We start from the raw sequence: 9,084 nt of genomic DNA on the forward strand, positions 1-9,084 counted from the left end.
TCCAAGTAGTGCATTTCAAATTCCAAGTAACCCTTTTCACTGAAAGAACCCTTTCCGGCAATGTCCTCCACCGGACCGGCCGGCCCCCATGGCAACTTGCCGGCGCGGCCTTTCACCTTCCGTCCCACCCTCCATCTCCCATGAATATTTTCAATTATCATCCACGCGCCTCCCACCGTGTCAACGTGGGAGACAAGCCCCTCGGCGGCGACAGTCCGCTGCGCCTGCAGAGCATGACCACCTGCGCCACCACCAACACCGAAGGCTGTGTGGCGCAAGCCGAAGCCATTATACGCGCCGGAGGCGACTACATACGCCTCACCACGCAAGGCACCATAGAAGCCGAGAACCTGCGCAACATACGCAACGAACTGCGCCGACGCGGCTACGACCATCCGCTCGTGGCCGACGTGCACTTCAATCCCAACGTGGCCGACACAGCCGCCGCCATCGTGGAAAAAGTACGCATCAACCCGGGCAACTACGTAGACCCCGCACGCACTTTCAAACAGGTGGACTACACCGACGAAGAATATGCCGAAGAACTGCGCCGCCTTGAGGAACGCTTCAAACGCCTGCTGGCCATCTGCCGCGAGCACGGCACGGCCCTGCGCATCGGCGTGAACCACGGCTCGCTTTCCGACCGCATCATGTGCCGCTACGGCAACACCCCCGAAGGCATCGTGGAAAGCTGCATGGAGTTTCTGCGCGTCTGCGTAAAGGAAAACTTCAGCAACGTGGTCGTATCCATCAAAGCCTCCAACACGGCAGTGATGGTACGCTCCGTGCGCCTGCTCTGCCACACCATGCGGCACGAAGGCATGGACTTTCCCCTGCATCTGGGCGTGACCGAAGCCGGCGAAGGCGAGGACGGACGCATCAAAAGTGCCGTCGGCATCGGCGCGCTCCTGGCCGACGGCATCGGCGACACCCTCCGCGTGTCGCTCAGCGAAGCGCCCGAAAAGGAAATACCCGTAGCCTACAAACTGGCAGCCTACATCACCTCCACCCGGGGCGGACACCCCGAAATTCCAGCCACACCCTGCCCGGCCTTCGACTACCTGCGGCCCCAGCGGCGCACCACCTGTCCCGTACACGGCATCGGCGGCAACCATCCGCCCGTAGTGGTATCGGCCCGCCTCGACGGCGACCAGAGAACCGGAGGACTCAAACCCGACTACGTGTACTGCGGCCGTAGGCTCCCCCTGCCCAAAGAGCGCATAGCCGGCGCCGGCTACATCGTCGATGCCGACGCCTGGACCGGCGAAACCGGCACATGGCCCGCCTACACTCCTGCCATGCTCTTTGCCGTAGGGGCAAACCCCGCACCGCTGAAATTCCTGTTTGTCAATTATCTCAGCCTCAACGACGAAGTGAAAGCCTGCCTGCGCCGCCACCCCGAAATGGTGGTGATCGCACAGACAAACCACCCCAACCGCACCGGCGAGCTGCGCGCCCTGGTACACGAACTCTGGAACGACAACATTCCCGCACCGGTCATATTCTGCCTGCATTATGCCTGCACTTCCGACGAAAAGGAAGACTTCCAGCTGAGAGCCGCCGCCGACATGGGCGGACTGCTTTTCGACGCCCTCACCGACGGCATCCTGCTGGTGAACCAGGCACCGGCCGGCCAAAAAGGTATCAGCCACGCCGAGACGGACGAAACAGCCTTCGGCATTCTGCAGGCAGCCCGGACACGCACCACCAAAACAGAATACATCAGCTGTCCCGGATGCGGCCGCACGCTCTACGACCTGCAAGGCACCATAGCCCGCATCAAAGCCGCAACAGCCCACCTGACAGGACTGAAAATAGGCATCATGGGCTGCATCGTCAACGGACCGGGCGAAATGGCCGACGCCGACTACGGATATGTAGGTGCCGCACGCGGAAAAATAAGTCTCTACCGCGGAAAAACGTGCGTTGAGAAAAACATTCCGGCCGAAGAGGCCGTGGAAAAACTTCTGGCACTGATAGAAAAAGACCAACAGTAAAAATACAGGCCGGCAGGCAATGCGGAAAATGAAAACGTCATTTCCCGTTCCGCCCTCAAACCGCCGGATCCCATTAACCCCAACTCCACTATGGCAAAGGAAGAACTCACCCCGATGATGAGACAGTTTCACGACTTCAAGGCCCAACACCCTGATGCCGTATTGCTGTTCCGCTGCGGTGACTTCTACGAAACTTACCTTAACGACGCTGTCATCGCCTCCCGCGTACTGGGCATCACGCTCACCCGCCGCAACAACGGCAAGAGCGCCGCCACTACCGAAATGGCTGGCTTTCCCCATCACGCCCTCGAAACCTATCTGCCGCGGCTCATACGCGCCGGACACCGCGTAGCCATCTGCGACCAGCTCGAAGACCCGAAACTCACCAAGAAACTCGTCAAACGCGGCATCACCGAACTTGTGACACCGGGCGTGGCCATGGCCGACAACGTGCTGGCCGCACGCGAAAACAACTTCCTCGCCGCCGTTCATTTCGGTAAAAAAGCCATCGGCCTCTCGCTGCTCGACATCTCCACAGGCGAGTTTCTCGTAGCGGAAGGCACACCGGAACACATCGACAAACTTCTGGCAGGCTTCGCACCCAAGGAAATTCTCGTCATGCGCGGACTGAAAGGACGCCTCGAGGGACTTTTCGGAGCGAAATACTTCTCCTTCGAACTCGACGACTGGGCCTTCAACGAAAGTACGGCACGGGAAAAACTCTGCAAGCACTTCGGAGTGAAAAACCTCAAGGGATTCGGCACCGACCACCTGGGCGATGCCGTAGCCGCCGCCGGAGCCGTGTTGTGCTACCTCGAAATAACCCAACACACCCGCACCACCCACATCACCGCCCTGCGGCGCATAGAAGAGGAACACTACGTCCGCCTCGACCGCTTCACCACCCGCAACCTCGAACTCACTGCGGCCATGAACGAAGGCGGACGGCCGTTGCTCTCCGTCATCGACCGCACACTCACCCCGATGGGGGCGCGCATGATTCACCGCTGGCTGCTCTTCCCCCTGAGACAGGTAAAGGACATCACCGCGCGGCAGGACGGCGTGGAATATTTCTTCCGCCAACCCGCCTTCCGCGAAACGGGCGAAGAGGAACTGGCCAAAATAGGCGACCTCGAACGCATCGTCTCGAAAGTGGCGATGGCCCGTGTCAACCCGCGCGAAATGCAACAGCTCCGCCTCGCGCTCGAAAGCGTGGCCGTGTTGCGCGAAGCCTGCCTCGAAGCCGACCAGACAAGCATCCGCAACATAGGCGGACAGCTTGACGCCTGCGCCGAACTGCACGACCGCATACTGCGCGAGCTGCGGCCCGACCCGCCTGTTGTGAGCGGAAGGCCGGGCGTCATAGCCGACGGCATCAACACGGAACTGGACGAACTGCGCGCCATCTCCACATCAGGCAAGGACTATCTCCTGAAAATACAACAGCGCGAAAGCGAAGCCACCGGCATACCGAGCCTCAAGATAGGCTTCAACAACGTTTTCGGCTACTACATAGAAGTGCGCAACGCCTACAAGGAAAACGTGCCGGCACAATGGATACGCAAACAAACCCTCGCGCAGGCCGAACGCTACATCACACAGGAACTCAAGGAATACGAAGAAAAAATACTCGGTGCCGAAGACCGCATCCTGGTCCTTGAAAACCGCCTCTACAACGAACTCGTAGCCGCCGCCGGACAGTTCATAGCCCTGCTTCAGCGCAATGCCAACGCACTGGCCTCGCTGGACTGCCTCCTGTCGCTGGCCACCGTCGCCGCAGAACGCCGCTACGTAAGACCCGTAGTGGACGAAAGTCTCCAGCTCGACATCCGCCAGGGCCGCCACCCCGTCATCGAAACCCTCATGCCGCCGGGCGAGGAGTATGTACCCAACGACGTACACCTCGACACGGAAAAGCAACAGATCATCATCATCACCGGTCCCAACATGGCCGGTAAGAGCGCCCTGCTCCGCCAAACGGCCCTCATCACACTACTTGCCCAAACAGGCTCGTTCGTGCCGGCCGAAAGCGCCCGCATAGGACTGGTCGACAAGATTTTCACCCGGGTAGGCGCAAGCGACAACATTTCAGTAGGCGAGAGCACCTTCATGGTAGAGATGAGCGAAGCCGCCAACATCATGAACAACCTCACGCCACGCAGCCTCGTGCTGTTCGACGAGCTGGGACGCGGCACATCGACCTACGACGGCATCTCCATAGCCTGGGCCATCGTGGAGCACATACACGAAAACGCCGCCGCCCACGCCCGCACGCTCTTCGCCACCCACTACCACGAGCTCAATGAAATGGAAACGCTCTTTCCGCGCATCAAGAACTGGAATGTGTCGGTAGTCGAAAAAGACGGCCGGGTGGTTTTTCTGCGCACGCTCCAGCGCGGCGGATCGGAGCATTCCTTCGGCATACACGTGGCGCGGCTGGCCGGCATGCCGGGAGCCATCGTACGCCGCGCCGGAGAGGTGCTCAAACAACTTGAGCGCACCACTGCCGGCGGAAGAGCCGTGAAAATGCCGCAGGCCGAAGCGCCCGCAGTCGATGACAACCTACAGCTCAACTTCTTCCAGCTCGACGACCCTGTCCTCACACAGATACGCGACGAACTGCTTCATCTCGATGTCAACAACCTCACTCCGGTGGAAGCCCTCAACAAGCTCAACGACATCAAAAAGATACTCAAAGGCAGCGAAAGCTGACACACAGCCGGCAACGCATCGAAGCGCATCCTCCTTTTCTCCGCGAAAAAAAGCGGCCCGAGGCTGGCCGGCGACCGACTGTTACGAAACATTTTCAAAAGCAACCCCTATTATCCCCCCCAGCACCATGACCGACGGCTACATCAGGGTGAAAGGCGCCCGCGTCAACAACCTCAAGAACATAGACCTCGACATTCCACGAAACAAATTCATCGTTGTGACCGGCCTGTCCGGTTCGGGAAAATCCTCACTGGCTTTCGACACGCTCTACGCCGAAGGCCAGCGCCGTTACGTCGAGAGCCTGTCGGCTTACGCCCGGCAGTTTTTGGGACGCATGAACAAACCCGAATGCGACTACATCAAAGGCCTGCCGCCCGCCATTGCCATAGAACAGAAAGTGACCAGCCGCAACCCGCGCTCCACGGTGGGCACCTCCACGGAGATTTACGACTACCTGCGCCTGCTCTTCGCCCGTGCCGGCCACACCTTCTCGCCCGTCAGCGGCCGCGAGGTGAAACGCCACACCGTGGCCGATGTCACAGCCACCGTCATGGGCTACTCCGCCGGCACGCGCTTCACCCTGAGCGCCCCTCTCATGCTGCGCGGCGGAAGAACGGTGCGCCGCCAGCTTGAAGCCTATCTGCAACAGGGGCTTTCGCGCCTTGAGACGGAGGGAGAGATCATGCGCATAGAAGACTATCTCGCGCAACTCGAAGGAGAGGGCGAACAACTCGCCGTGACCGAAAGACGCGGCGAAGAAGAACGCCGCCGCGTGCCGTCGCTCTTCCTGCTCATCGACCGCCTTTCCGTAGCCGACGACAAAGACACACTGGCACGGCTGGCCGATTCGGTGGAAACGGCTTTCTTCGAAGGCGACGGCGAATGCCGCGTGTGTATCTATCCCTCACGCACCGTCCACGACTTCTCCACGCGCTTCGAAGCCGACGGCATGACCTTCGAACAGCCCGATGACAACATGTTCTCCTTCAACTCCCCTCTGGGCGCCTGCCCCGAATGTGAAGGCTTCGGCAGCGTGATAGGCATTGACGAGCATCTTGTGGTGCCCGACACCAGTCTCAGCCTTTACGACGGCTGTGTGGTATGCTGGCGCGGCGAAAAGATGGGCCAGTGGCGCACGGAGTTCTGCCGGCAGGCACAAGCCACAGGATTTCCCATATTCGAGCCTTACTACAAGCTCACCGCCGAACAGAAACGCCTGCTTTGGCGCGGAGAGAAAGGCGGCCGCAAGGAAGACACCGTGTGTATAGACGCCTTTTTCGACATGCTCAAGCGCGACCAGTACAAAATACAGAACCGCGTCATGCTGGCGCGCTACCGCGGCAAGACCACCTGTCCCGTCTGCGGCGGATCGCGGCTGCGACCGGGAGCGGAATATGTCAAGGTAGGCGGCATGAGCATCACCCGCCTCGTGCAGATGCCCATCACCGAACTGCGCCGTTTTTTCGATGAACTCCGCCTCGACGAACACGACGCCCGCGTGGCCAGCCGCCTGCTCACCGAAATACGCAGCCGCCTCAACTTCCTCGTCGACGTCGGACTGGGTTACCTCACCCTCGACCGCCTTTCCAACTCCCTATCGGGCGGAGAAAGCCAGCGCATCAATCTGGCCACATCGCTCGGGTCGGCCCTTGTAGGGTCGCTCTACATCCTCGACGAACCCAGCATCGGCCTCCACTCACGCGACACCGACCGCCTCATACGTGTACTCCACCAGCTGCGCGACCTGGGCAACACGGTCATCGTGGTGGAACATGACGAGGACATCATACAGGCGGCCGACTACATCATAGACATCGGTCCGGACGCCGGCCGACACGGCGGACACGTGGTATGGGCAGGTACACCCGCCCAGGCGCAAGCCGCCTGCAAGCCGTCCGAAGACACCGGCCGGCACAGCCACACGCTGGCCTACCTCTCAGGAGAAGAAACCGTAGACGTACCGCCCACACGGAGGGCATGGAACCACTTCATAGAGGTGCGCGGCGCACGCGCCAACAACCTCAAGGGCATTGACGTGCGCTTTCCGCTCAACGTCATGACGGTGGTGACCGGCGTGAGCGGATCGGGCAAAAGCACCCTGGTGCGCGACATCTTCTTCCGGGCCATGAAGCGCCGGCTCGACGAACCGGCTGACAGGCCAGGGGAGCATATAGCCCTCGAAGGTGACATCCAGCGCGTCAGCGCCGTAGAGTTCGTGGACCAGAACCCCATAGGCCGATCCTCACGCTCCAACCCTGTGACTTACATAAAAGCCTATGACGAAATACGCAAACTCATGGCCGACCAGCCGCTGGCCGTACAGATGGAGTTCAAGGCCGCAGCCTTCAGCTTCAACGCCGATGGCGGACGCTGCGAGGAATGCAAGGGGGAAGGCACGGTAAAAGTGGAAATGCAGTTCATGGCCGACCTCGTACTGGAATGTGAGGCCTGCCACGGCCACCGCTTCAAACAAGAAGTGCTCGACGTCCGCTTCGAAGGCAAGAACATACACGACATTCTCGAAATGACCGTCAACCAGGCCATCGAGTTCTTCACCCTCCACAATCAGAAGAAAATAATACGCCGCCTGCGGCCGCTTCAGGCCGTAGGACTGGGCTACATCAAACTCGGACAGTCCAGCTCCACCCTATCGGGCGGTGAGAACCAACGCGTCAAACTGGCTTATTACCTCAGTCAGGAAAAAGCCTCGCCTACGCTCTTCATCTTCGATGAACCCACCACCGGCCTGCACATCCACGACATACGCACGCTCCTGACGAGCTTCAACGCTCTCATAGAACGCGGCCACACAGTGGTGATCATCGAACACAACATGGACGTAGTGAAATGTGCCGACCACGTCATTGACCTCGGCCCCGAAGGCGGACGCGAGGGCGGACACCTTGTGGCCTGCGGCACCCCCGAAGAGGTGGCAGCAGCCAAAATCGGACACACCGCCCGTTATCTAGCCGAAAAACTGCGGTGAGAGTTCAATGGCAAGGAAATTATGAATGAGGTTTCATGATAGGGTTGAGAGATTACAGATAATTCTCCGCCATGCATGCGTATAATCTGCCGGGACAAGCTAAGACCAATACCGGTTCCACTCGTTTTAGTTGTAAAAAAAGGAATGAAAATATCTTCAACTAAATCGGATGGAACGCCGGAACCATTATCTGTTATCTTCATGAACAGTGTCATTCCTTTATTGTACACTTCCATATGTATTTTCTTATCAGCCTGCTCAGTCAAGGCCTGTATCGCATTTTTCACCAGATTGATAAAAACCTGCGACAACATTTTCTCATCTGCACAAATTTGTATCTCCGATTGAAAACAATTAACAGAAAAATCTATGTTCTCCCGCAATAAGTCCTCCTGATATAATGTTTGAATGTCCTGCACTAAATCCGTCAGAGAAAAACATTTAAACTCAGGTTGTCTCAAGCAAGAGAAATTCCTGTAAGATTCTGTGAAATACATCAGATGTTCTCCCTGATTCTTGATTGTTTCCAAGCCACGTATTGTTTTCCTGATGGTGAGGTCTGTAATATCTTTTCCGTTCCTTGCAGCATCTTTACCGGGAAAATAAGAAAGGAGCGTCTCGGAGAGTGAGACGATAGGAGTTATTGAATTCATTATTTCATGTGTCAACACCCGCATCAGCTTTTCCCAAGACTCATACTCTTTCTGGTACAGCTTACGTTCGAACTCATTTTTCTTGTATTCCGTAATAAATGCGTATATTCTGTTGAAAGAGGCGTGCAAATAGCGTTGTTCCCGAGTACCTGTATTTTCCGGGAAATAGAGCATTGACTCATTATCTTCTATAGAATCGAAAAAGAGCTTTATTTTTCGATTGTAGGAATTCAGATAGCAAACGAGTCTGCCAATAAGCCAAAAAGCTATAAAAACGGCAATTGCCCCCAGTATGACGGCTCGTTTCGAAATGATACCGGCAAGTCCTATCCCGAACATCAGGACGATGAGCACTACAAATGAAAGAATGTGTATGTATAAACGGATGCTGAACATACGCCGTCAAAAATCAAATTGTTTCAACTTGTTATATAATGTCTGTCTGCTTATGCCTAATTGTTCCGCCGCAGCTGTCAGATTCTCTGCATTTTGAGAGACAGCGGCCAATATAGCCTTTCTTTCCACTTCTTTTAAATTAGGAACTCTTTCAAAAGAGAATGTCTTGTCTGCATACATGGATAATCCAGACGGTTTGATCACATTCTTTTCTGCCAGGATGACCGCTTTCTCAATGGTATATTGCAATTCTCTGATATTTCCCGGCCAATGATGACTTTCTAGTTTTCTGGGGTCAAGCCGAAATTCCGGTGCATTTGTTAAAATTCGAGAGCTGAAA

The 9,084-nt window shown here is 56.9% G+C and carries 5 protein-coding genes; 3 read left to right on the forward strand and 2 right to left on the reverse strand.

Annotation, left to right across the window (positions count from 1 at the left end; translation table 11 throughout):
• Positions 1-140 precede the first annotated feature (140 nt).
• The 3 genes from C5S62_RS11060 to uvrA all read left to right on the forward strand — a co-directional run bounded on the left by C5S62_RS11060 (position 141) and on the right by uvrA (position 7,695).
• Positions 141-1,997, forward strand: coding sequence for a 4-hydroxy-3-methylbut-2-en-1-yl diphosphate synthase (locus C5S62_RS11060; RefSeq protein WP_104405442.1), 1,857 nt, complete (start codon positions 141-143; stop codon positions 1,995-1,997).
• A gap of 90 nt (positions 1,998-2,087) precedes the next feature.
• Positions 2,088-4,709, forward strand: a complete 2,622-nt coding sequence (gene mutS, locus C5S62_RS11065) for a DNA mismatch repair protein MutS (protein ID WP_104405438.1) — start codon at positions 2,088-2,090, stop codon at positions 4,707-4,709.
• A gap of 127 nt (positions 4,710-4,836) precedes the next feature.
• On the forward strand, positions 4,837-7,695 hold the full coding sequence (gene uvrA, locus C5S62_RS11070; protein ID WP_104405439.1) for an excinuclease ABC subunit UvrA: 2,859 nt from the start codon (positions 4,837-4,839) through the stop codon (positions 7,693-7,695).
• Here the strand turns inward: uvrA and C5S62_RS13965 are convergent.
• Both C5S62_RS13965 and C5S62_RS11080 read right to left on the reverse strand, forming a co-directional pair.
• Positions 7,671-8,225 carry a PAS domain-containing sensor histidine kinase gene (locus tag C5S62_RS13965; RefSeq protein ID WP_223301227.1) on the reverse strand — a complete coding sequence of 185 codons (555 nt, stop codon included), beginning with the start codon at positions 8,223-8,225 and terminating at the stop codon, positions 7,671-7,673. The two genes, uvrA and C5S62_RS13965, sit on opposite strands and share 25 nt — an antisense overlap.
• Positions 8,226-8,750: 525 nt before the next feature.
• Positions 8,751-9,084 (reverse strand): helix-turn-helix domain-containing protein (locus tag C5S62_RS11080; protein WP_275541731.1); only part of this gene is annotated, 334 nt, incomplete at its 5' end.

The organism is Prevotella sp. MGM2 (assembly GCF_002933955.1).
Taxonomy (GTDB): Bacteria; Bacteroidota; Bacteroidia; order Bacteroidales; family Bacteroidaceae; genus Alloprevotella.